Here is a 25,075-nt window from a genome sequence, read left to right on the forward strand (position 1 = left end):
GTATATATTTTTTATAGATGATATCAATATTTCTTGACTATTATAGATATAGTATCTATAATTAATATAAATAACATATATATCAATATAAGATAGGGGAATTGTAAATATGTCAGAAAAGCCAAAAGAAGCATATGATGAATTAAAAAAAGAAGAAGACAAAGATATAAATAATAAAGTAAACAAAAAAATAAAGTTTTGTCGAAACTGTGGGCAGGAAATAAGTGAGAATGATATTTTTTGTATGAATTGTGGCTGTAAATGTTTATATGATAAAAAAACTTCTGAAAAAAATAATAATAAAAGTTTTAAAGATGATATTGAAAAAAACAAATTTCCTAAAAAGAATTTTAAAGAATTTATTTTAAGGAAAAAGAAGCTGATTGGGGTGTTAATAGGAGCTCTTTTAATTATTTCGGGAATTTTATTTTTTATAATGTTTAAATTACAATCTCCTTCAAATTTTATTGAGGTTACCAAGGAAAATATTGAGGCAGGAGAAAATATATCGGTAAATGATTTTGTAGAAATAAAAGATAAATATAAAGATAATTATTCTATAAAGCCAAAACAAGATAAGTATAATTTTAAAACACTTGGAGAAATTTCAATTCCATATATAGTTACAGATAATAATGGAGAAGAAAAAGAAGTTGATTGTACGTTTAATGTAGTTGATACAACTGCTCCCGAAATTAATACAAGCAAAGATTTAACAATAAAAAAGGGATCAGATTTTGATATATCAAAATTTGTTTCTATAAAGGATAATCTTGATGGGGATATTGATATAAAGAATTTGAATATAGAAAACGGAAATGTAAATACAAAAGAAGAAGGTGAATATACATTAACTTTATCGGTAACAGATAGTAATGGAAATAAAAATAAAAAAGAAGTAACTTTTATTGTTAAAGAAGAAATAAGTGTTGATGATGTAATGCAGACTTTACTCGGATTATGGCTTCCAACAGAATATGCGAGTATGTATAGTGAAACAGGTGTTACAGGTGATGCAATGATACTGTATGTAAAAGAGGGTTCAAAGTATTATCAAAAAGGTTATGAAAGTTCTGCTAAAATAACAATAAAAAGTATACAGGAAGGCGGAAGGATTATAGAATATGACCTTGCAGGTTTTGAAGGTATAAATAGTTATTCATCTCATGTAACGATTGATATGGGGCTTACAGGGGATAATATGATTAATATTAACGGTGTAAGTTATACATGGGTTGGTAGTGGATATTAAAATTGAAGGGAAAATTTTAAAATGAAATATTGCAATAGATGTGGAAATGAAATTGTTAATAATATCAGCATATGTCCTAATTGTGGGAATATATTAATTCCTGAAAGTAAACTAAAAAAAGATGAGTTTAATCTAGCTTATTTTTCTGCCGGAAGTGTCTTAGGTGGACTTTTAGGGTTGATTGGTTTAGGAATATCAATTCTTATTCTTATTCTAAAAAGAAAAGAGCCTAAAAGGTATAGTTCTGTAGTATACGGAGCACTGTTAGGATGTATAGTAGTATCGATTTGTATGATGATATTTAATTTATAGAAAATTAATAGGAGAAATTATGAGTTTTTGTAAAAATTGTGGAAATGAATTAAATGAAAATGGAAACTTTTGTACAAAGTGTGGTATGAAAGTTGAGAAAGCAGTAAGTATACCAAAAAATTACTGCACAAATTGCGGAGCTGAAATAAAAGAATATTCTGATATTTGTTTAAATTGCGGAATGTTGATTTCAAAACAAGAAAGCGTAAATGATGAAAAAAATTATAATGTACTTTCGATATGTGGGTTTGTTGTTTCTATTATAAGTCTATTTTTTGGATTGTTAGGTTTAATATTAGAAATATTGGCAATGATAATGGGAGTTATTTCTTTAAATCAGTTGAAAAATAATGATAAAGAAAAAGGACAAGTATTTTCAATTCTATCAATCGTCATTGCGTGTTCATATATTATTTTTTATTTATTAATTATGGCAACTATAGTTTCATATTTTTAATAACGAGGTTAAATTAATATGATTGTGATTTGTGATAAATGCGGTAAAGAATTGAAAGGCAGTAATATCAAATACTGTTCTTGTTGTGGAAACAAAATAAGTAAACTTAATAAAGATAATTATAGAGAAAAGTATAATACTACTTTGTCAAAAAGTAGAAAAATAATGTGTCCTATATGTTGTAAATTGGTGAATCCTATTGTTAAGGAAGGTTGGTATTATTGTTCTTTATGCAGTCGTAAAATTCAAAAAGAAGCATTTGAATTTGATAAAGAAAGTATTCAATGCAGAAAAAATAAGAAAATAGAAGAGATGAAAAAAGAAATAGAAGAAAAAAAGAAGAGTGATGAATTTTATTATATATGTGATAAGTGTAATCGTGTTATTAAGTATTCATCTAAATTTTGCAAATACTGTGGTGAGATAAATAAACAAAAGAATTTTAATAGTGATGAAAACTTTACTTCTATAAAAATACAATTAACATCTACAAATAAATATATAGCCGGCAGTCCAAATGATCTTATCGGAACACCGAGAACAATTTATTTGGATGGTGAAGAAATTGGTAAGATGGGAGCAGAAGATGTAAAAATATTTGTTACTAAACTTAAAGGTAAACATATCTTAACAATATATAGAAATTCAGATATTTTTAATTGTTCACAAATAGATATACCATTAGTTATTGAATCATGTAAGGAATTTAATATAAAAGTTGTATTTGGATATAAGATTACATACGAATTTTTAAACTAAGGAATGAAAGGGGAATTAGATATGTATTGTACTCATTGTGGAAGTAGAATAGATGATGATAGCTTGGTCTGCAGTGAATGCGGAGAAAAAGTAGAAGTATTTGAAAATATACAAGTAGATCAACAGGTACAAAATATAAATGATAATAAAAAATATAATTTTAAATCAAATAAAAAGATAAAAATTATTATAGGTACTATATTAATTTTTTTATCTATAATAATTTTTATAGGCATAAATCAATCTAATAAGTATAAAGAATTAGTAGGTACATGGGAAAACGCAAATGTAGATTCATATAAAACAGAGACTTTTGAATTTTTTAATCGTAATGTAACGTATAATTATAAAAATAATGATTATTATACTATAGAAGATGAAAAATATTATGAGTCATCATATAAATGTAGAGGTATGGTAAAAAATAAAGGAGTATTAACATTAAAAGATAGAGAATATACTCTTACAAGTGAACCTGTAAAATATTATTATTATATTTATATAGAAAATGGAGAAAAGTATTTAGAACTTACGGATTATTACAATGGTCAAATGTTTACAGGAACGTATTTATTTAGATTTGTTCAATAATTTTATTTTTAATTATAAAAGTGTTTTGGAGGAAAAATATGAATAATAAAACCAAAGTGTATAGAATGCATTTAAATCCAGACTTTAATTGTAACCTTGGACAAGATGATGTTATAAAATTGTGTAAAGAGAAAGGCATAATAGGTGTAGGTTGGGAAGATATAAAGGTACATAAAGATTATAAAGATGAAACAATTTTGAAAGAAGTATGTGACAATTCTAAATACACAAATAAACCATTTAACTCCTTAAAAATATTAAGTAAAATCAATGCTGGAGATATGATTTGGACTAAAGACAAAGAAAATAATGTGTATTATTTATGCATCGTTACAAAAACATGGTTTGAAACTAACCCCGATATTTACTATGAAGATATGGATATAAAAAATTTTGTATGCTGTAACTGGAATAAAATTGATAAAAGAAATATTCCAGAAAATATATTAAGAAGTTTTAAAGCGCAGCAGACTATATTACAAGTATAGAAAAAGCGGTATATAACCGCTTTTATTTTTTTATTTCTCTAATTATTTTGCATGGATTTCCACCGGCAATAACATCACTTGGGATATCTTTATTAACAACGCTTCCTGCTCCAATTATAGAATTTTCTCCAATTGTTACACCAGGAAGAATTATAACATTTCCTCCTATCCATACATTATCTTCTATGTTTACTTCCTTTGCATAACAATATCCAGCTTTTCTTTTTTCAGGATGCTCGTTATGACCTACGGTATATATGGAAACATTTGGAGCAATTCTTACATAGTTTCCTATGTTTACTTTTGCCTGTGCCAGAATTGTGCAGTTATGGTTTATAAAGGAATGTTTTCCGATTTTTATATGGTTGCCATAATCACAAGTGAAAGGAGGAAGTATATCAACGCTTTTGTCTATTTCTCCAAAAAGTTTTTTTAATATTTCTTTTCTTTTATCAATGTCAACTGTGTTACATCTATTGTATTCATCCATAAGTTTTTTATTTTCAAGTAACATTTGAAAAAGAGATGAATCTTCTATATATTCTTCTCCTATAATCATTTTTTCGTATTCACTTACGTTTCCACTCATCTATTTGTCCTCTGTTAAATTTTTTATGACTTTACATGGATTCCCTGCTGCAATAACATTTCTTGGAATATCTTTGTTGACAACACTTCCTGCTCCAATTATGGAATTTTCTCCTATGGTAACACCAGGCAGTACTGCACTGTTCCCTCCAATCCAAACGTTATCTTCAATAGTTATTGTCTTAGCAAATTCATAACCTTCTTTTCTTTTTATAGGCTCTTTTACGTGATTTACAGTGTATATTCCAACATTAGGAGCAATTCTTACATTTTTTCCTATTATGACTTTTGCTTCATCTAAAATAACACAATTGTGATTTATAAAAGTCCCTTCATCAATAGATATGTGTTTTCCATAGTCACAATTGAAAGGTGAATAAATAAATACATTTTCTCCCTTAAACCCTAATATTTTATTTAAAAGTTCTATTCTTTTATTCATATTTTTTAGGGAAGTAAGATTATATTCTTCAACTAAAGCTTTGTTTTTTATTATTTTCTCTATTAGGTCATTTGATGGTTTGTAATCATAACCTTGAAGCATTCTTTCTTCATTTGTTAAATTCATATTAATTTCTTTATCCATTGTTATTTAAAATTTCCATAGAAGTTTTAAAATGCATTTTACATACATTTTTTAATTCTTCTTTCCCGTATTTGTTTATAAATTCCTTTCCTTTTTCTATAACTATCATGTTAGCCCCAAGGGGAAACTCAAAGTTGTAGTGCTTATTCATATTTTCAGTACTTTTTATTAAAGCATCTCTTGCTAGAATACTGGCAGCCGCAACGGCAATATTCTGCTCTGCTTTTGGTTTAAAAATAATTTCTTTCAAATTAAGTTCTTTTAGTCCTGATTTTATCTGCTCTTCTCTTCCAAATTTATCAACTAAAAGTTTTTCAAAAGGATGTTTTTTATATACGTTTTTTATATTTGTTACATGTGCCCATGCAAGTATGGCATTTATATTTCCTATTTTTGAATATAACTCGTTATATTTATTTTGTTTAATTCTTAAAATGGAATAATTGCTTGTAACTTGTTTTATTTCTTTTGCCAATTTTGTTATTTGAATATCACTTAAATCTTTCGAGTCTTTTACTCCAAGTTCTTTTAAAATGTTGTATTGATTTTCATTTAAGTAAATACTTCCTACAATAATTGGAGCATAGAAATCTCCTTTACCAACTTCATCGCTGCCTGTTAAAGGTGGGGAGAGTATTGGGTATGGAATATTTGTATTTCCTACATTAAAATTAGGGGAACTGATATTGTTCCCCTTAAATTGCTCGTATATATTGTTTAGTGTAATATTTAATTGTTCATCTTTGCTTTGAGATGTATCTAAAGTAATTCCTTTTTTCTTGCTGGAATAAATTCTTATAATATTGGAGTTTATTCTAAATTGTATTCCATAAGCAATCTTTTTTTCTTCAGATACACTATGCTCTTTTAATGTTTCTTTTATTAAAAGGTATAAATCTTTAGGTGTCTTGTTCATTATGCCTCCCTATATGGGTTTTACAAAAATCATTCTTCCTGCGGCTGTTTGAAGCACACTTGTTACAACAGTATGAATTTCTTCACCTATTCTGTTTCTTCCTTCTTCTACTACTATCATTGTTCCGTCTTCCAAATATGCAATACCTTGAGAGTTTTCTTTTCCTTCTTTTATTACTCTAACGTAAAGTTCTTCTCCCGGTAATACAACGGTTTTTACTGCATTTGAAAGTTCATTTGTGTTTAAAACTTCAACACCTTGGAATTCTGCGATTTTATTTAAGTTGTAATCATTTGTTACTACTTTTGCATCTATATCAATGGCAAGTTTTAATAACTTTGTATCAACTTCGCTTATATCAGGATAATCTTTATCAAGATTTACAACTTCTATTGGAAGTTCTTTTTGTATCTGATTAAGAATATCAAGACCTCTTCTTCCTCTGCTTCTTTTTACGCTGTCTGCTGAATCGGCAATTTGTTGTAGTTCAAACAATACAAAGTTTGGAAGTATTATCGGACCGTCTATAAAGCCTGTTTTTAGAATATCCAAAATTCTTCCATCAATTATTACGCTTGTATCTAAAATTTTGGCTACTCCTATTGGAACTTTTGGATGTTTTTTGCTTTGTTTTGTTCTGGCATTTTCATTCAAGAAAGGATTAAGTCCTTTAAAGAACTTCTCTACATCCGGAGCTTTGTATGTAGCTATTGAAATAAATACATATATACATATCGCATATATAATTATAGTTATAAGACTTGCAATCCATCCCGGAAGCCCCATGTTTTGAAATGGAAGAGATAAAAGCGCAGCAAGTATAAGGGCCAAAATCAATGAACCGATTAACATACCTATTTGTGTAAGTGTAGTATTGTTAAGTTCTATACTTACTTGGTCAAAGATACGTTTAAATAGTTTTGCGAAAAAAGGAATAAAAATAATAAATATAAAACCGAATAAAATAGCTGCAAAAACATAAATCATACCTTTCCCAAATGCAGAGGTTATGTTAATTCCAAGTTTTTGATACAAATGTCCGCCGTTAATAATCCAATTAGCAAGTTGTGAACCTACAATTGCACCAAGAACAAAAATAATGGCATATAATGCTTTTTTCATTTGTTGTCACCTCCTTATTAAATTTTAAAATATCACAAGGTACAATACCTTAATATAATTGTATAAGAAATATATGTAAAAGTAAATATGAATTTTCTTAAAGTTATCTTAAAAATATAAAAAAAGAATGTGATTTTGTAAGTAAAAGAAAGTTTATATATAAAAAAACAAATAAAAGAGTAATATTTATGTGTTTTTTATGTAATGTTTGTTTTCACAGATTTCATTCCATACGCATAAACCACATATATCTTTCCTTTTCCCGGGAAATATTATTTTGTTTAGCACTTTCTCTTTTAAATCTTTATAATCAAACTTATCATCTATACTATTTATCTCACATAAGGATAGGACTTTTTTGTCGAAATCTGAAACTTCTTTGTTATCTACACAAATATTATTTTGATTATTGGGACATTTTTTGCATATATCATCTGTTTCACAAGTTAGTTTGATTTTAGTATTATGAGATAAATTATTAATTATATTTTGCATGTTTAGAGTAAACTCTTTATTGTATCCTTTTCCTTCAAAGAAAAGGATACAAAGTAAATGGTGGGGACGTAAATTAATCATTTTTTATCCTCGGTTTTATAATTTTACTTACACCGTAAGCAAGAGCAATTTTAATAATATCAGGAATAACAAAGGGGACAACGCACATTGCAAGTATTGCAGTTATATTTATTGCTCCTGTGTTAGCTGTGTACAAGAAATAAAACCATAATGTGCCAAGAGTGTAACATATTATTAAAGAGATAAATGAAAATAATATTAATAGCATTGTATTTTTATTATATAATTTTTCGGTTAACATCATAAAAATTGGGATAATAAGAAATCCTATTATATACCCACCTGTATTTCCCATTAGTATTCCTATTCCTGCAGTAAACCCTGAAAACACAGGAATGCCTATAATTCCAAGCATTATGTATACTCCGACTGCGACTATGCACATTTTTGCTCCAAGTATAAAAAGTACAAAATATATGGCAAACGTCTGCATTGTAAAAGGTATAGCCGTTGGTATTGATATCCAAGCTGAAATTGCAATAAATACAGAACATAATGCTGCCAAAACCAAGTTTTTTGTCTTCATAAAATTGTATTCTCCTTTTGATAATAATTTTTTGTGCCTTATTTATGAAAGCAAATTTATAATAATATACAAAAAAAGAAAGTGTCAACTAATATTTATATATAGGTTGACACTTTCTTCTATTTATTGAATAAATGGAAAATTGTTTGTTTTAAACTGCTTACTTTTATTATTTCCATTCCTAAAGTATCTATTTGTTCATTTTCTGAAGTGTATTTAGGAATAATTGCCTTTGTAAAGCCCATGGATTTTGCATCCTTTATTCTTTTATAAATATTATTTACGTTTCTTATTTCTCCACAAAGTCCAACTTCTCCGATTATTATTGTGTCTTTTGGGATTTCTTTTTTTAATATTGATGATATTACTGCGCATGCAACTGCCAAGTCACTTGCGGTTTCTTTTACTTTTATGCCTCCTACGACATTTAAGTAAACATCTGTTTGAAAAAGTTTTACGTTTGTCATTTTTTCTATTACAGCCAAAATAAGTACAAACCTGCTATAATCAAAACCGGTTGAAACTCTTCTTGGAACTTGAAAAGAAGACTGCATTGCAAGTGCTTGTATTTCTACTAACATACTCCTGTTTCCTTCCATTAATGCGCAAATCACACTTCCGTAACTTCTGCTTTCCATCTGACTTAATAATAATTTTGAAGGGTTATTTATACATTCAAGACCTTTGTTTGTCATCTCAAATACGCCTATTTCCTCGCTTGAGCCAAATCTGTTTTTACTAAGTCTTAATATTCTAAGGTCGCTGTTTGCTTCATTTTCAAAATACATTACAGTATCTACCATATGTTCTATTGTCTTAGGCCCTGCTATTGTTCCTTGTTTTGTAATATGTCCTACAAGAAATATGCTTGTATTTGTAGCTTTTGCAAAATTCATTAATGTGTTTGTACATTCTCTAACTTGTGTTATTGTTCCCGGTGCACTTGGTATGTTTTCGCTTTTTACTGTCTGTATGGAATCTATTATAAGTAAGTCTATTTTGTTTTCCTTTGCGCTTTCAATTATTTGCTCTATATTCGTATTGGAAAGAACAAGAATGTTTCCTCCTTTTAGTCCGAGTCTGTCAAGTCTTAATTTTAACTGGGTTAAGCTTTCTTCGCTTGAAGCATAAAGAACTTTTTTGTCTTCAAGGGATACATTATATGCACTCTGCATAAGAAGGGTAGATTTCCCTATTCCCGGTTGTCCTCCTACAAGAACGATGCTTGAAGGAACTATCCCTCCTCCAAGCACTCTATCCAGTTCCGATATTTTTGTAGAAAAACGTATTTCTTCATTTGTATCAATATCATTTAAGTTTGTGATTTTTGGTGTGAATATATTTTGTTTATGGTTTACTATCTCAAGTTCTTTTTTTGAAAACTCACTGAATGTGTTCCATGATCCGCAGTCAGGGCATTTCCCCCAATATTTAGCACTTTCGTATCCACATTCGCTGCATACAAAAATTTTTTTATCTTTAGCCAAATTTCTATCCTCTTTACTTAAATATTTGTATAAAATTATAGCATAATGTCTCTAAGTTTTCATAAATATTTGGTTGCTAAAAATATTATATTTAAAAAATAAAATTTATAGTAAAAAAAGGGTGTTATTTATGATAAAATAAAAAAAAGATAATTTAGCTAAAAAGAGCTGTAAAAAAGGGTAAAAAATGGAAAATATTTAATAAATTTTTGTACTTGCCCTTGACTTATATATACTCTTTTGCTAAAATATTAAATTACTGAAAATACAAAACAAGCCTAAAATTTGTGTTGATTTTATGCAGTTTAGGACGGAGGAAATAACAGCAAATTGATTAAATCTTTTATTTGAAAATAAGATAATTTTGCTGTGTTTTTCATGTTTAAAAATAAGGAGAGTGGTACAGTGATTCATCCAGAGAAAATTGGTAGAAGAGAAAGAATGAGTTTTTCTAAAATCAAAGATGTAATGGAAATGCCAAACTTTATTTCTATTCAAACCGATTCTTATAAATGGTTTATAGAAGAAGGTTTAAGAGAAGCATTTTTAGATGTCTTTCCAATTACAGATCCAAGTGAAAACTTAATACTTGAGTTTGTAGATTATATTTTAGATGACGATCCAAAATATGATGTTGAAGAATGTAAAGAAAGAAAAACAAATTACTCTGCTTCTTTGAAAGTTAAAGTAAGATTAGTTGTTAAAGAAGACGGTGAAATTAAAGACGTAAGAGAACAGCATGTATTCATGGCAGATTTCCCTCTTATGACAAAAACAGGTACATTTATCATAAATGGTGCCGAAAGAGTTATCGTAAGCCAACTTATCCGTTCCCCTGGAGCATATTTCTCAATTGAAAGAGATAAGTATGGTAAAGAATTATATAATGGTCAAATCATACCTAACAGAGGTGCTTGGTTAGAGTATGAAACAGATGCAAGTGATTGCTTATATGCAAGAGTAGACAGAACAAAGAAAGTTCCTATCACTGTTCTTATTAGAGCTCTTGGACTTGGAAGCAATGAAGAAATAATAAATTATTTCGGTGAAGAAAAAAGACTTATGACTACATTTGAAAAGGATACTTCTACAAATGTGGAAGAAGGTCTTATTGAAATATACAAAAAATTAAGACCTGGCGAACCTGAAAGTGTAGACTCAGCAAAAGGTCTGTTCATTCCGATGTTCTTTGATCAAAGAAGATACGACTTAATGATGGTTGGTAGATTTAAGCTAAATAAAAAATTAGCTCTTGCCACAAGAATTACTGGACAATATGCATTCAAAGACATAGTTAATCCTATGACAGGTGAAATACTTGTAAACAAAGATGAAATTATAGACGAACAAACTGCATGGGATATCCAAAACTGCGGTATTAACACAGTTGAAGTAAAAGTTAGCGATGATAAAGGATTTAAAATTATCGGTAACGGAACTGTTGATATAAATAAATATGGTTTACCTTTTGACGTAAGCGATTTAGGTATTGACGAAAGAGTAAACTTAAAAGTCTTAAATGAAATACTTGAACAAGATATTTCAAACGAAGAAAAGAAAGAACAAATTAAACTTAGAAAGAATGAACTTTTACCAAAACATATCACTGTTGAAGATATTTATGCTTCAATCAGTTATAACTTAGGTCTTGACCATGGAATTGGGACATTAGACGATATTGACCACTTAGGTAACAGAAGAATTCGTTCAGTAGGTGAATTATTACAAAACCAATTTAGAATTGGTTTATCAAGACTTGAAAGAACAGTTAAAGAAAGAATGATTTCTTTTGACCCTGAAGAAGTAACACCATCAAGTCTTGTTAACGTAAAACCAGTAAATGCTGCGTTAAAAGAATTCTTTGGTTCTTCTCAGCTTTCACAATTTATGGACCAAACAAACCCTCTTGGAGAACTTACTCATAAGAGAAAATATTCTGCGCTTGGTCCTGGCGGTTTATCAAGAGATAGAGCCGGATTCGAAGTTAGGGACGTTCATCATTCCCATTACGGAAGAGTTTGTCCTATTGAAACTCCTGAAGGTCCAAACATCGGTCTTATCGGTTCTCTTGCAACATATTCAAGAGTTAATAAATATGGATTTATCGAAACTCCATACAGAAAAGTTATAAATGGTAGAGTTGTTGGTGATATTGAATATATTCCAGCTGATGAAGAAGGTAAATACACAATAGCTCAAGCCAACGAACCTTTACTTGAAGATGGTACTTTTGAACATAAGAAAGTAACAGGTAGAGCAGGCGTTGAAAGGGATTTCGTAACAGTAGAAAAAGAAAAAGTTGATTATATGGATATTTCTCCAAAACAAATCGTTTCTGTTGCTACAAGTATGATTCCTTTCCTTGAAAATGACGATGCCAACAGAGCCTTAATGGGTGCCAACATGCAACGTCAGGCTGTGCCTCTATTAAAACCTCAAGCTCCAATGGTTGGAACAGGTATGGAGCACAGAGCCGCAAAAGACAGTGGGGTATGTGTAGTAAGTGAAGTTAGCGGTGTTGTAAAAAGAGTTACTGCTACTGAAATCATCATTACTGATGACGAAACAAAACAAAACATAAAATATAAATTACTTAAATATAAAAGAACTAACCAAAATACATGTATCAATCAAATCCCAATTGTAAAACTTGGGGACAGAGTTGAAAAAGGCGAAATTATTGCCGATGGTCCATCAACTGAAAATGGGGATTTAGCTCTTGGTAGAAACATTCTTATCGGATTTATGACATGGGAAGGTTATAACTACGAAGATGCTATCATAATAAATGAAAAACTTGTTAAGGAAGATGCTCTTACTTCAATCCATATTGAAGAATTTGACTGTGAAGCAAAAGAAACAAAACTTGGAAGTGAAGAAATAACAAGAGATATTCCAAATGTAGGCGAAGAAGCTCTTAAAAACCTTGATGAAAGAGGAGTTATAAGAATCGGTGCCGAAGTTAAATCAGATGATATTTTAGTTGGTAAAGTTACTCCAAAAGGAGAAAGCGATCCAACAGCAGAAGAAAAACTTCTTCGTGCAATCTTTGGTGAAAAAGCCAGAGAAGTAAGAGATACTTCACTAAAAGTTCCTCACGGGGAAAAAGGTGTTGTAATCGACGTTAAAGTTTATACAAAAGAAAACGGTGATGAACTTAAACCTAACGTAAATAAACTTGTAAGAGTTTATATTGCAATTAAGAGAAAAATCCAAGTAGGGGATAAAATGGCCGGACGTCATGGTAACAAAGGGGTAATCAGTAGGGTTGTTCCTGAAGAAGATATGCCATTCTTACCAGACGGTACACCACTTGAAATACTTCTATCTCCAATGGGGGTACCTTCTCGTATGAACATTGGACAGGTACTTGAAGTTCATCTTGGAAGAGCTTGTAAAGAGCTTGGATGGGATATTGCAACTCCTGTATTTGATGGTGCAAAAGAAGAAGACATTATGGAACTTCTTGAACAAGTTGGATGTTCTCCAGACGGAAAAGTTCAACTTTATGACGGAAGAACAGGGGAACCTTTTGACAACAAAGTAACCGTTGGTTACATGTATATGTTAAGACTACATCATATTGTTGATGAAAAGATGCACGCCAGAGCAACAGGTCCTTACTCACTTGTAACACAACAACCACTTGGCGGTAAAGCTCAAATGGGTGGACAAAGATTTGGTGAAATGGAAGTTTGGGCACTTGAAGCTTACGGTGCTGCTCATACATTACAAGAAATTTTAACTGTTAAGAGTGATGACGTTTCAGGTAGGGTTAAAACATATGAAGCTATTATCAAGGGTGAAAACATCCCAAGAGCAGGTGTTCCTGAATCATTCAAAGTTCTTATTAAAGAGTTCCAAAGCTTGTGCTTAGATGTAAATGTTCTTGGAGAAAGAAACGAAATCATTGACATCAGAGATGATGCAAACGGTGATGTTGTTGAAGATTTAGATCAAGTAGAAGAAAATGCAGATAAACCTGTAAGCGAACTTGATGATATGGAAGTTTTAGATGATGAAATTGTATTTGATGATGACGAAGGTGAAGATCTTATTTCAGATAATTCTGAAATAAGAAGTGAAGATTTGGATTTCCTTGAAAGTAATATTTTAAGTTCTGACGGTGATGATGCCGAAGATGAAGAATTTCTATAAAATTTAAGGTTACTTTAGGAAAATATAAATGGAGGTACATTCCTTGAAAGAATTTAATGATGTAAATATAGATAAAAAAGAAAATACAAATATGGGCGAAATTGATTTTAAATCAATTCAAATTGGTTTAGCATCAAAAGAAAAAATTCTTGAATGGTCATATGGTGAAGTAAAAAAACCTGAAACTATCAACTACAGAACATCAAAACCTGAAAAAGACGGACTTTTCTGCGAAAAGATTTTCGGACCTACAAAAGATTATGAATGTTATTGTGGTAAATATAAACAAATAAGATATAAAGGCGTTATTTGTGACAGATGTGGTGTTGAACTTACAAAATCAAAAGTAAGAAGAGAAAGAATGGGGCATATAGCATTAGCTGCCCCTGTAACTCACATTTGGTATTTCAAAGGTATTCCAAGTAGAATTGGTTTACTTCTTGAAATGTCACCAAAAGAACTTGAAAGAATTATTTATTTTGCTGCTTATGTAGTAACAGATCCGGGTAATACTCCTTTAGATGAAAAAACAGTTTTAACTGAAACTGAATATAAAGAATACAGAGAAATATACGGAAACGAATTTACTGCAAAAATTGGTGCAGAAGCAATTCAAGATTTACTGGGACAAGTGGATCTTGAAAAAGAAAGCAAAGAATTAAAACAAATAATCGCAACAGAAACAACAAGACAAAAAAGAAGCAAAGCAATTAAGAAATTAAAAATCGTTGAAGACTTTAAAAACTCAGACAACGACCCTAGAGATATGGTACTTGAAGTTATTCCTGTTATTCCTCCTGAACTTAGACCTATGGTTATGCTTGACGGCGGAAGATATGCTACAAGTGACTTAAACGACTTATACAGAAGAGTTATAAACAGAAATAACAGACTTAAAAGACTTCTTGAACTTAATGCTCCTGACATTATCGTTCAAAATGAAAAGAGAATGCTTCAAGAAGCTGTTGATGCATTAATTGATAACGGCAGAAGAGGCAGACCTGTAACAGGACCTGGAAACAGACCACTTCGTTCTCTTTCTGATATGCTTAAGGGTAAACAAGGTAGATTTAGACAAAACTTACTTGGTAAGAGGGTTGACTACTCTGGACGTTCTGTTATCGTAGTAGGACCTGAACTTAAGATGTATCAATGTGGTCTTCCAAAAGAAATGGCAATTGAATTATTCAAACCATTTATAATGAGAGAACTTGTAAAGAGAAAACATTCTTTAAATATTAAATCAGCTAAGAGAATGGTTGAAAGACAAAGCCCTGAAGTTTGGGATGTTCTTGATGATGTAATTAAGGATCATCCGGTTTTACTAAACCGTGCCCCTACACTTCATAGACTTGGTATTCAAGCATTTGAACCAATTTTGGTTGAAGGTAGAGCCATAAAACTTCATCCACTTGTTTGTACAGCTTTCAATGCTGACTTCGATGGTGACCAAATGGCTGTTCACGTTCCTTTAAGTGTTGAAGCTCAAGCTGAAGCAAGATTCTTAATGCTTGCTGCTTACAACATCTTAAAACCTCAAGATGGTTCTCCTGTTGTTTCACCTACACAGGATATGATTCTTGGTTCATATTATTTAACAATTCCTCAAGATAACCAAAAAGGTGCAGGAAAAGCTTTTGCTTCAATTGCAGAACTTGAAATGGCTTACTATAACAAGGAAGTTGAAATTCATGCTCCTGTTAAAGTAAGAATGAAAAAAGTAATTGATGGAAAAGAACATGTTAAAGTAGTTGAATCAACTGTTGGTAGATTCTTGTTTAACCAAATTATTCCTCAAGATTTAGGATTTGTTACAAGACAAACTCCGGCAGATATGTTTAAACTTGAAATTGATAAAGTAGTAGATAAAAAAGTTTTATCTGAAATAGTATATAAATGTTTCACAAGACATGGTGCAGCAAAAACATCAATGGTTCTTGATGACATTAAGAAAATAGGTTTCACTTATTCTACAAAAGCTGCCGTAACAGTAAGTATTTCTGATATGGAAGTTCCTGAAGTTAAACATGAACTTCTTGAACAAGCTGACGAAAAAGTAGAAAAAGTTCTTAAACAGTATAAGAGAGGTATGATTACCGAAGCCGAAAGAAAAAGAGAAGTTATTGATATTTGGAATGAAACTACAAACCTTGTAACAAATGCGTTACTTGATAACCTTGACCCATTCAACCCAATCAACATGATGGCTGACTCAGGTGCCAGAGGTAGTAGAAACCAAATCAGACAGCTTGCCGGAATGAGAGGTCTTATGGCATCTCCTAACGGGGATATCATCGAACTTCCTATACGTTCAAACTTCCGTGAAGGTCTTGACGTACTTGAATTCTTTATCTCTTCTCATGGTGCGAGAAAAGGTCTTGCGGATACGGCTCTTAGAACAGCCGACTCTGGTTATTTGACAAGAAGACTTGTTGATGTAAGTCAAGATCAAATAATTAAAGAAGAAGACTGTGGAACAAAACATGGTTATGAAGTTACTGCTATTAAAGTAGGTAATGATATAATCGAAGAATTAGAAGAAAGAATAACAGGAAGATATGCTTTCGACGATGTTGTAAATCCAAATACGGGAGAAGTTATTGTTGCTAAAAATGAACTTATTACAGCAACAAAAGCAAAAGAAATCGTTGATTGTGGTATTGAAAAAGTAAATATCAGAGCGGTATTTAACTGTAGAAGTAAAATAGGTGTTTGTGCTAAATGTTACGGGGTTGATTTAACAAGCATGAAACCTGTAAGTATAGGTGAAGCTGTTGGTACAATCGCAGCGCAATCTATCGGGGAGCCTGGTACACAGCTTACAATGCGTACATTCCATACAGGTGGGGTTGCTTCAGCTGAAGATATTACTCAAGGTCTTCCAAGAATCGAAGAATTATTTGAAGCAAGAAGACCAAAAGGTCAAGCTATCATTTCTGATATTGACGGTGTTATCGAAATTACCGAAGAAGACGGACACAGCAAAGTTATCGTTATGAATAACGATAACGGAGAAGTATTCGAATATGATATTCCATATGGTGCAAGAGTTAAAGTAAGACAAGGGGATAAAATAGAAGCCGGTGATGAAATTACAGAAGGTAGTATTTACCCTGAAGACTTATTAAGAATCAAAGGAATTGACGGAGTACAAAAATATATTTTAACAGAAGTACAAAAAGTATATAGATATCAAGGGGTTCATATTTCAGATAAGCACGTTGAAATCATAATAAGACAAATGCTTAGAAAATATGAAGTTGAAGATGCAGGAGAAACAGAATTACTTCCTGGTACAAGCGTTGACTTATTTGAATTTGACTCTGCAAATGAAAAAGCAAGAGAAGAAGGAAAACGAGAAGCAACAGGAAGAAGAAAACTTCTTGGTATTACAAAAGCATCACTTTCTACTTCATCATTCTTATCTGCAGCATCATTCCAAGAAACAACAAAAGTTCTTACAGATGCAGCTATTCAAGGAAAAGTGGATCCATTACTTGGACTTAAAGAAAACATTATCCTTGGTAAATTAATTCCTGCAGGTACAGGTATCAAAAAATATGATCTTGAACTTGTTAAAAATAAAGATGACGATGATGATTTGTTAAAAGATATATTAAATGAATTAAATGAAGATTCTGATAATGACTTAACTACAATAGGCGGTGAAGATTTAACAATTCACAGCATTGATGAAGATGATGATTTTGATGCTAATGTTACTTCAGATTTTGATTTAGATAACAATGATACAATATAAAAAATAATTAAAATCTACGGCTTTTAATAAGCCGTAGATTTTAGTACATATATAAAAGCAGTTAAGAAGAGGAGTAAAAGTAATGTCTAAAATAGGATTGTTAGGATGCGGAACCGTTGGAACCGGAGTATATGAAATAATCAATGAAAAAAAAGGGAACTTCTTCGAACAAGACGACTATACAATTAAAAAGATTTTAGTCAGAGATACATCTAAAAAAAGAGAAGGTATTCCAAGCGAGCTTTTGACAAGTAATCCAGATGATATTTTAGAAGATGATGAAATATCTTTAATAGTTGCGGTTATGGGTAGTTATGAACAAGAATATCCTGCAATTAAAAAAGCTTTAATGAAGAAAAAAGATGTTGTTACCGCAAATAAAGAAATTATATCAAAACACATGGAAGAACTTCTAAATCTTTCAAAAGAAAACGGAGTTACATTGCTTTTTGAAGCAAGTGTAGGCGGAGGAATCCCTATTATTGAATCTATAATAGATACAATAAAAATAAATAAAATAAACAAAGTTCAAGGTATATTAAACGGAACAACAAATTTTATTTTATCTAAAATGACAAAAGATGAAATGGACTTTGATGAAGTATTAAAAATAGCTCAAGATATGGGGTTTGCCGAAGCAGATCCGACAGCTGATGTTGACGGTTTTGATATTTCGAGAAAACTTACTATTCTTTCATCTTTATGTTACGGTGCATATATAGACAACGATGATGTATGCACAAGAAGTGTAAGAAACATAAGTTTATCTGATATAAAAACTGCCGATGAACTGGGATATGTTTTTAAATATATGGCTGAAAGCGAATTATATGATGATAATACATTTGGAGCAACAGTAACTCCTGTATTAATCGGTAAGAATTCTGTTACAAGCAATGTAAATGATGAATATAACGTTATAAATATAAACGGTAATATAATCGGACAGCTTTCTTTCCTTGGAAGGGGTGCCGGTAAAGAAGCAACTGCTAATGCCGTTGTTGCTGATGTAATAAAGGTTCTAACAAAATCTGTACATGATTATACACATTTAAAATTTGGAAATCAGTATAACAGTTGCGGTATAGAAAGATATAAAAATAAATTCTATTTAAGAGTTTCCGTGGAAAATGAAACAGAATTTTCAAGAGCTATTGATATAGTGTATAGAAATATAAACAACATTAATCTATCTTATGAAGACGGAAAAATATTCTTGGTTACGGAAGAAATAACAGGAGAATTTATGAGTACGTTGTGTGATAGATTATCCCATGTTACTGAAGATGTATTTTATGCTAGAATAATCGATGATATATTATAGGAGGAGAATTAAATATGAGAAAAGATGATAGCATTATAAAAGCAATTACAGTTGATGAAGACATCGCAAAAATATCTGTAATGGAAGTTCCTGATAAACCGGGTATTGCATTTAATTTATTTAGTAATATTGCCAATGAAGGAATTAAAATCGAAAGTATTACTCAAAATGTAAACAGAAGCCAAGTAAATGATATTACTTTTACGGTTCCAACAGATGAATTTGAAAAAGCCTTTAAAATAACAAGTGATTTCGCAATTGAAGTTGGTGCTACAAAAGTACTTTATGATAAAGGAGTTGCAAAATTATCAGTTATAGGTTCCGGTATGGTTGCAAGTACTCAAGTAGCCAGCAGAGTTTTTAAAGCGTTATATGAAAAAGGCGTAAATATTCAAATGATTTCTACAAGCGAAGTAAAAATTTCTTGTGTAATAGAAAAAGATAAAGCAAAAGAAGCTTTAAAACAAATTTATAAAGAATTTGAAGTTGAATAAAAAAAGACCTTAAAGGTCTTTTTTTATTGAAGTATATATGCTTCCATTGTTCTTCTTCCAAATGCCAAAGCGGCTGAGTGAGAGTCGAAATAAATATCAATTCTACCTGAACTTATAGCTCCGCCTCTGTCTTCTACTACGTATACTCCTCCGTTAGAGTTACCTGAAAGAGCAGGGAAGTATACTTTTGTTCCAAATGGTAATCCGCTCCATGCGGCGATTGTTCTTCCTGCTGTTGCACGTGTTCCACTTGCTGTAATTCCCGTAGATACATCGCAGCACTTTGCACATGCACAGTAAGCTGTAACTTCAACCGTAATTTTTTGATTATATTTTACCGGTGCGCTTCCGCCATTTTCAGCTATAAGTATGGTATCATCGGAATCTTTTGCAACTTCTACGATTTTGTTTTGAACTTTTGTTTCAACTGTTTTTGTTAAATTTTTTGTCTTTACAACTTCACCTTTAGAATTTGTTGTAACAACACTTATGTAATTAATTTTACCATTTTTACCTTTTTGAACAACTTTTTCATCTTCGCCGTCCAAAGTGTCTACTTCTTTATATATTGTTTTATATTTAACTTTTTCTGTTTTGTTTACAAGTTTTTGGTTTTCATCTAAAACTGCATAAACGGAAGTGTTATCATGCACAATACTTGAAACTTTTTTACCATCTGATACTTCAAATCCGGCTTGTTCTATAATGGCATTTTCATTTATAAGCCCTGTATCTACTTTAACAATTTCGCTTCCGTCTGTTACAAGAACTTTTGATGCTGTTGTGATTTTTATTACATCATTGTCCTTTAAATTTGCATCAAGAGATTTAGAAATTGTATCGGTGCTTGAAGGGGTAATTTTTGCAATGCTTAAAGCATCTGCCGTTGTAAGAGAACCGATTTGTTTAACCGTAACCGGATCGTCATCATCAACTATTATACTAACAGTCATTGTCGACATACTAATAAGAATTGCGCTTACACCTATCATTGCGGTAATAAAGAAACATATGCATAAAGGAATAAGTTTTTTGTTTAAGTAGGCTTTTATTTTTCTTTTGTGTTTACTTTCATTAACAAAATCTTTTTGCTCATCAAGCTTGTCTAAATGATCTAAAGCCTCGATGACATCCATATTCTCTTCTTCAATTAATTTCTTTGCCTTTAAAGTATCGTCGTCTATTTCCTCAAGGGAGTCTTTTATTAAATTAGTTTCTTCAGAATTTATTGTAGTATTATTTTCATTGGCTTTATTATTACTTTCCTGTACTACGTTAATTTCTTCTTTATGATTTTTGCTGTTTTCTTGTATTAAATTAAGTTCTTCTTTATCTTCATTTAATACTTCTTCAGTTTTATCTTCCTTTGTAACTTTACTAACAATATTATCATTTGATGTAATTGTACTTTTTAAATCTTGAAGATTAAATTCTTCCGTTTCAAAGTTTTCTTCTTTTGTTTGAAGATTGTCTTCTAAAATAGAGGTTTCTTCATTAAAAATATCTTCTTTTGTATTTTCCAAGTTTGAAGATGTGTTTGAAACTTCATTAATAAATTCTTCTTCGTTAAAATCTTCTAAAGCTAAATTAACATCTTTATCAAGGTCAATATTTTCTTTGTAGTTATTTTCAGAATTTAAATCATCTAAAGTTAATGTCAATTTGTCATCTAAGGAAGATTCATTTTTAATTTTATTTTTTTTCAATTTAACTTTGTTTTTCGGTTGTTTGATTTTATCAATCTTATCCAAAAAATTATTTTTAAATTTACTCATATTTAATCAATCCTTCTAAAGATTTTTTGTATATCAAATATACATTAATTGTAGGCTTTTGTCAAATTTTAAAGCATTTTAGGGGTATGTAAAATATACCACCACTATATTATGTGGTATATATATTTGTGGTTTTATAAATAAATATTTTTTTATTTATAAAAATTTAATTATATTTGAATGAATAAATATTGTAGCTAAACAAAAAATAAAAAATAAAACCATATTTATCAATATAAGTAAAATTTTACTGATTATTTTTGATTAAAAATGATTAAAAATGATTGACAATAAACAAAAGTGGTGATATTATACGCTTATAAAAAGGAAGTGATAATATGCTGACAGAAAAAAGATATGAAAAAATTTTAGAAATTTTAGAAGAAAAAGGCATTGTTACAGTAAAAGAAATTACTGAAAGATTAAATTCTTCTGATGCAACAACAAGAAGAGATTTTAATGCTTTAGATAAAATGGGGAAACTTAAAAAAGTTCATGGTGGTGCAACAAAAATAACAAGTAGCAGATTTGTTATTGAAGAAGAGCCTATAAGTCAAAAGGAAAACATAAACAAGGAAGAAAAAGACACTGTTGGTAAATTTGCCGCATCTTTAATTGAAGAAAATGATTTTGTATATATTGATGCAGGAACTTCAACAGGAGAAATGATTAAGCACATAAGTGCAAAAAACGTTACGTTTGTTACAAACGGTCTTTATCATGCTTTAAATTTATCAAAGCTTGGTTACAAAGTTTTTATATTAGCAGGTGAAACAAGAGAAATGACAGGATCTGTAGTTGGGAGTGAATCTGTAAAAAGCATACAAAAATACAACTTTACAAAAGGCTTTTTTGGAACAAACGGTATTGATTTAAATGCCGGATATACAACATATAAAGAAAGTGAAGGGCTTATAAAAGAAGCTGCTATAAAAAAATGTAAAGATGCATTTATTTTAACAGACAGCTCAAAATTTAATAAAATTGCCCCAATTACTTTTTCAAGTTTAGATAAAGCAACAATTATTACTTCTAATTCCGTTGATGAATTATTTATGGAAAAAACAAAAATAATGGAGGCAAAATAATGATATATACAGTTACATTTAATCCTGCGCTTGATTATGTAATGATTATAGACGAATTCAAAAGCGGTAATGTAAACAGATGTGAAAATGAATTTTTAAATCCAGGGGGAAAAGGAATAAATGTTTCTACCATGTTAAGCGAACTTGGTGAAGAAAATGTTGCCCTTGGTTTTATTGCAGGATTTACAGGCAGGGAACTTGTAAATAAATTAAATGAAAGAAATATTAAAACAAACTTCATAGAGTTAAAAGAAGGTTTAACAAGAATAAACGTAAAAATAAAAGGAAATATTGAAAGCGAAATAAACGCAAAAGGTCCTAATATTGACAAAGAAGATTTGCAAAAACTTTTAAATCAAATAGATACGTTAAAAGATAACGATATCTTGGTTTTGGCAGGAAGTATTCCTTCATCTATAGATGATGATATATATGAACAAATTATGAAAAGACTAAGTGAAAAGAATGTTCATGTAGTTGTAGATGCAACAAAGGATTTACTTAAAAATGTACTAAAATATAAACCGTTTCTAATTAAACCTAATCATCATGAATTGGCAGAATTCTTTGATGTTAAGATAAATTCTGATGAAGAAATTGTGGAATATGCAAAGAAACTTCAAGAAATGGGTGCTGAAAACGTGCTTGTATCAATGGCTGCAGACGGCGCAATCCTTGTTACCAAGGAAAATGAAGTTATCAAAACAAATACTCCAAAAGGAAAGGTAGTAAATTCCGTAGGGGCTGGAGATTCCATGGTTGCAGGATTTATTTATGGGTATTTAAAAAATAAAGATTATAAGGAAGCTTTAAGATTCGGAAGTGCAGCAGGAAGTGCAAGTGCATTTTCAGAATCAATAGCTACAAAAGAAAAAGTAGAAGAATTATTAAAGGAGCTTTAGAGGGAAAATGAAGATTATTGATTTATTAAAAAAAGAAGGTATTGCCCTTAACCCTGAAGTTAAAGATAAACAAGAAGCAATAGATTTTCTTGTTGATTTAATGGATAAAACAGGCAATATATCAGACAAAGAAGAATACAAAAAAGGTGTTCTTGCAAGAGAAGCGCAAGGAACAACAGGAATCGGCGAAGGAGTAGCAATTCCTCACTCAAAAAATAAAGCCGTAAAACAAGCAGGCTTAAGTGCAATGGTAATAAAAGACGGCTTAAACTTTGAGTCTTTAGACGGACAAGATGCTTATTTATTCTTTATGATTGCTGCACCTGATACAGATGCTAACGTACATTTGGAAGTATTAAGTAGACTTTCTACATTATTAATGGATGAAAACTTCAGACAAAGTTTAATTAATGCAAAAGATAAAGATGAATTCTTAGCAATGATTGATAAAGCTGAAAAAGAAAAATTCAAAGAAGAAGCTGAAGAAGAAGATCAAAGTAACGATGGTTACTATGATGTACTTGCCGTAACAGCTTGTCCAACAGGTATTGCTCATACTTACATGGCTGCTGAAGCACTTGAAAAACAAGCCGAAAAAATGGGCATTAAAGTAAAAGTTGAAACTAACGGCTCAGGCGGAGTTAAACATAAACTTACAAGTGAAGAAATAGAACATGCAAAATGTATTATCGTTGCTGCCGACAAACAAGTTGAAATGGCAAGATTTAACGGTAAAAAAGTTATTCAAACAAAAGTTGCAAACGGAATTAATAAAGCAGAAGAACTTTTAACAAATGCTATGAACGGAAATGCTCCTGTTTATGAACATAGCGGAGAAGTAAAAGTTGAAAGTGAAGAAAAAGAAAGTATCGGTAGACAAATTTATAAACACCTTATGAATGGTGTATCTCATATGCTTCCTTTCGTTATTGGTGGTGGTATTCTAATTGCTCTTGCATTCTTATTTGATGATGCAAGTCTTGGTGCTGATACATTCGGAACAAACACTCCATTTGCAGCATTCTTAAAAACAATAGGTGATACAGCATTTGGATTTATGCTTCCTATATTAGCAGGTTTCATCGCTATGAGTATTGCAGATAGACCTGGACTTGTTACAGGTTTTGTTGGTGGTGCTCTTGCAAATGCAGGTGGTTCAGGCTTCCTTGGAGCTTTACTTGCCGGATTTATTGCAGGATATTTGATGATATTCCTTAAAAAAGTATTCTCAAAACTTCCTCATAGTTTAGAAGGAATGAAACCTGTACTTATTTATCCACTACTTGGTGTATTATTAATCGGTGCTATCATTACTTTTGTAGTAAATCCTCCTGTATCTTTACTAAATACAGCAATGACAAACGGATTAAATGCAATGGGTGAATCTTCAAAAGTAATTTTAGGTGTAATTCTTGGTGCAATGATGTCAATCGATATGGGTGGTCCTTTCAATAAGGCTGCATATGTATTCGGTACAGCATCTCTTACAACAGGAAGTTATGATATTATGGCAGCAGTTATGATTGGTGGTATGGTACCTCCTCTTGCAATAGCTCTTTGTGCAACTTTCTTTAAAAATAGATTCCCTAAAGAACAGAGAAGTTCTGCTCTTACAAACTATGTAATGGGACTTTCATTTATTACTGAAGGTGCTATACCATTTGCAGCTGCGGATCCACTTAGAGTAATTCCATCATGTGCTATTGGTGCTGGTGTTGCAGGCGGTTTATCAATGTTATTTAACTGTACACTTCGTGCTCCTCACGGTGGATTCTGGGTAATTGCCATAATTGGAAATCCTTTATATTATATACTTGCGTTAGCAATAGGGTCTTTTGTGGGAATGGCTTTACTTGCTATACTAAAAAAACCTGTTCATGATAAATAAAACCTAAATATAAAAAAGCTCGGTAT

21 protein-coding genes are annotated in these 25,075 nt (G+C 30.7%); 13 read left to right on the forward strand and 8 right to left on the reverse strand.

Translation table 11 applies throughout. The annotated features are described in order from the left end of the window. The first annotated feature begins 109 nt into the window (after positions 1-109). The 6 genes from M6G78_RS04970 to M6G78_RS04995 are packed head-to-tail and all read left to right on the forward strand — an operon-like array spanning position 110 to position 3,859. Positions 110-1,252, forward strand: coding sequence for an immunoglobulin-like domain-containing protein (locus M6G78_RS04970; protein ID WP_253229783.1), 1,143 nt, complete (start codon positions 110-112; stop codon positions 1,250-1,252). Positions 1,253-1,273: 21 nt separating this feature from the next. Further along, complete coding sequence (locus tag M6G78_RS04975) at positions 1,274-1,564, forward strand: hypothetical protein (protein WP_138269750.1); 291 nt, start codon at positions 1,274-1,276, stop codon at positions 1,562-1,564. A 19-nt stretch (positions 1,565-1,583) separates the two neighbouring features. Continuing rightward, the gene (locus M6G78_RS04980; RefSeq protein WP_138269751.1) at positions 1,584-2,021 is read left to right on the forward strand and encodes a zinc ribbon domain-containing protein; all 438 of its coding nucleotides are present in this window, start codon (positions 1,584-1,586) and stop codon (positions 2,019-2,021) included. Positions 2,022-2,039: 18 nt separating this feature from the next. Next, entirely contained in the window at positions 2,040-2,780 is a 741-nt protein-coding gene (locus M6G78_RS04985) for a hypothetical protein (RefSeq protein ID WP_138269752.1), read from the forward strand. Between the two features lie 21 nt (positions 2,781-2,801). After that, positions 2,802-3,371: a zinc ribbon domain-containing protein gene (locus M6G78_RS04990; protein WP_253229784.1), complete on the forward strand. Its 570-nt coding sequence runs from the start codon at positions 2,802-2,804 to the stop codon at positions 3,369-3,371. A gap of 38 nt (positions 3,372-3,409) precedes the next feature. Beyond that, positions 3,410-3,859, forward strand: a complete 450-nt coding sequence (locus M6G78_RS04995; protein ID WP_253229785.1) for a hypothetical protein — start codon at positions 3,410-3,412, stop codon at positions 3,857-3,859. A 22-nt stretch (positions 3,860-3,881) separates the two neighbouring features. On the opposite strand, the gene M6G78_RS05005 is transcribed toward M6G78_RS04995, so the two are convergent. From M6G78_RS05005 to radA, 7 genes are all read right to left on the reverse strand, one after another. Next, positions 3,882-4,448 carry a sugar O-acetyltransferase gene (locus M6G78_RS05005; RefSeq protein WP_138269347.1) on the reverse strand — a complete coding sequence of 189 codons (567 nt, stop codon included), beginning with the start codon at positions 4,446-4,448 and terminating at the stop codon, positions 3,882-3,884. Beyond that, positions 4,449-5,033, reverse strand: coding sequence for a sugar O-acetyltransferase (locus tag M6G78_RS05010; protein ID WP_253229786.1), 585 nt, complete (start codon positions 5,031-5,033; stop codon positions 4,449-4,451). Continuing rightward, positions 5,026-5,949: a ribonuclease HIII gene (gene rnhC / locus M6G78_RS05015; protein ID WP_253229787.1), complete on the reverse strand. Its 924-nt coding sequence runs from the start codon at positions 5,947-5,949 to the stop codon at positions 5,026-5,028. Before rnhC ends, M6G78_RS05010 begins: the two co-directional genes overlap by 8 nt. A gap of 9 nt (positions 5,950-5,958) precedes the next feature. Then, complete coding sequence (locus M6G78_RS05020) at positions 5,959-7,071, reverse strand: PIN/TRAM domain-containing protein (protein WP_253229788.1); 1,113 nt, start codon at positions 7,069-7,071, stop codon at positions 5,959-5,961. 186 nt (positions 7,072-7,257) lie between these two features. Continuing rightward, entirely contained in the window at positions 7,258-7,647 is a 390-nt protein-coding gene (locus tag M6G78_RS05025) for a DUF1284 domain-containing protein (RefSeq protein WP_253229789.1), read from the reverse strand. Then, the gene (locus tag M6G78_RS05030) at positions 7,640-8,173 is read right to left on the reverse strand and encodes a biotin transporter BioY (RefSeq protein ID WP_253229790.1); all 534 of its coding nucleotides are present in this window, start codon (positions 8,171-8,173) and stop codon (positions 7,640-7,642) included. Before M6G78_RS05030 ends, M6G78_RS05025 begins: the two co-directional genes overlap by 8 nt. 119 nt (positions 8,174-8,292) lie before the next feature. Continuing rightward, a complete protein-coding gene (gene radA, locus M6G78_RS05035) occupies positions 8,293-9,660 on the reverse strand; it encodes a DNA repair protein RadA (protein WP_253229791.1) in 1,368 nt (455 codons plus the stop codon). 405 nt (positions 9,661-10,065) lie between these two features. Here radA and M6G78_RS05040 point away from each other — a divergent pair, with 405 nt between their 5' ends. The 4 genes from M6G78_RS05040 to M6G78_RS05055 all read left to right on the forward strand — a co-directional run bounded on the left by M6G78_RS05040 (position 10,066) and on the right by M6G78_RS05055 (position 19,396). After that, the gene (locus M6G78_RS05040; protein WP_253229792.1) at positions 10,066-13,818 is read left to right on the forward strand and encodes a DNA-directed RNA polymerase subunit beta; all 3,753 of its coding nucleotides are present in this window, start codon (positions 10,066-10,068) and stop codon (positions 13,816-13,818) included. A gap of 91 nt (positions 13,819-13,909) precedes the next feature. Continuing rightward, positions 13,910-17,578, forward strand: coding sequence for a DNA-directed RNA polymerase subunit beta' (rpoC, locus tag M6G78_RS05045; protein WP_253229902.1), 3,669 nt, complete (start codon positions 13,910-13,912; stop codon positions 17,576-17,578). Between the two features lie 82 nt (positions 17,579-17,660). Further along, positions 17,661-18,902 carry a homoserine dehydrogenase gene (locus tag M6G78_RS05050; RefSeq protein WP_253229793.1) on the forward strand — a complete coding sequence of 414 codons (1,242 nt, stop codon included), beginning with the start codon at positions 17,661-17,663 and terminating at the stop codon, positions 18,900-18,902. Between the two features lie 14 nt (positions 18,903-18,916). Continuing rightward, positions 18,917-19,396 carry an ACT domain-containing protein gene (locus M6G78_RS05055; RefSeq protein WP_138269356.1) on the forward strand — a complete coding sequence of 160 codons (480 nt, stop codon included), beginning with the start codon at positions 18,917-18,919 and terminating at the stop codon, positions 19,394-19,396. 23 nt (positions 19,397-19,419) lie between these two features. On the opposite strand, the gene M6G78_RS05060 is transcribed toward M6G78_RS05055, so the two are convergent. After that, the gene (locus M6G78_RS05060) at positions 19,420-21,171 is read right to left on the reverse strand and encodes a 3D domain-containing protein (RefSeq protein WP_253229794.1); all 1,752 of its coding nucleotides are present in this window, start codon (positions 21,169-21,171) and stop codon (positions 19,420-19,422) included. Positions 21,172-21,509: 338 nt separating this feature from the next. Here M6G78_RS05060 and M6G78_RS05065 point away from each other — a divergent pair, with 338 nt between their 5' ends. The 3 genes from M6G78_RS05065 to M6G78_RS05075 are packed head-to-tail and all read left to right on the forward strand — an operon-like array spanning position 21,510 to position 25,049. Then, complete coding sequence (locus tag M6G78_RS05065; protein ID WP_138269358.1) at positions 21,510-22,259, forward strand: DeoR/GlpR family DNA-binding transcription regulator; 750 nt, start codon at positions 21,510-21,512, stop codon at positions 22,257-22,259. Continuing rightward, positions 22,259-23,161, forward strand: coding sequence for a 1-phosphofructokinase (pfkB, locus tag M6G78_RS05070; RefSeq protein ID WP_138269359.1), 903 nt, complete (start codon positions 22,259-22,261; stop codon positions 23,159-23,161). Before M6G78_RS05065 ends, pfkB begins: the two co-directional genes overlap by 1 nt. Positions 23,162-23,168: 7 nt before the next feature. Next, positions 23,169-25,049 (forward strand): fructose-specific PTS transporter subunit EIIC, encoded by a 1,881-nt coding sequence (locus tag M6G78_RS05075; protein WP_253229795.1) that lies wholly within the window; start codon positions 23,169-23,171, stop codon positions 25,047-25,049. The last annotated feature ends 26 nt before the right edge of the window (positions 25,050-25,075 follow it).

The sequence above is a fragment of the Anaerofustis sp. NSJ-163 genome (assembly GCF_024135845.1).
In the GTDB taxonomy this organism is placed as follows: domain Bacteria; phylum Bacillota; class Clostridia; order Eubacteriales; family Anaerofustaceae; genus Anaerofustis; species Anaerofustis butyriciformans.